1 protein-coding gene is annotated in these 456 nt (G+C 55.9%); it reads left to right on the forward strand.

The features are described 5' to 3' along the window. Positions 1–47: 47 nt before the first annotated feature. The coding region (gene ssb / locus ACEWB7_RS17670; RefSeq protein ID WP_411581042.1) for a single-stranded DNA-binding protein at positions 48–456 on the forward strand (409 nt) is incomplete at its 3' end.

Raw genomic sequence — 456 nt, forward strand, 5'->3', positions numbered from 1 at the left:
CTCAACAGATGATGGGGGCTGAAAACATCAACAGAAGGAGACACATCATGGCAGTTCGTGGCATTAACAAGGTCATTCTTGTCGGTCGTCTGGGAAAAGATCCGGAAGTCCGTTACATCCCCAACGGGGGCGCAGTGGCAAACCTGCAGGTGGCCACGTCAGAAACCTGGCGCGACAAACAGACGGGGGAAATGAAGGAGCAGACGGAATGGCACCGCGTGGTGCTGTTCGGCAAGCTCGCGGAAGTGGCAGGTGAATATCTGCGTAAGGGGGCGCAGGTCTACATTGAAGGCCAGCTTCGCACCCGTAGCTGGGAAGATAACGGTATTACCCGTTACGTCACCGAAATCCTTGTTAAAACCACGGGCACCATGCAGATGCTGGGGAGTGCACCACAGCAGAACGCTCAGGTGCAACCGCAGCCTCAGCAGAATGGTCAGTCACAGAGTGCTGACG

Source organism: Acinetobacter sp. NIOH-H-8, assembly GCF_046635365.1.
GTDB lineage: Bacteria > Pseudomonadota > Gammaproteobacteria > Pseudomonadales > Moraxellaceae > Acinetobacter.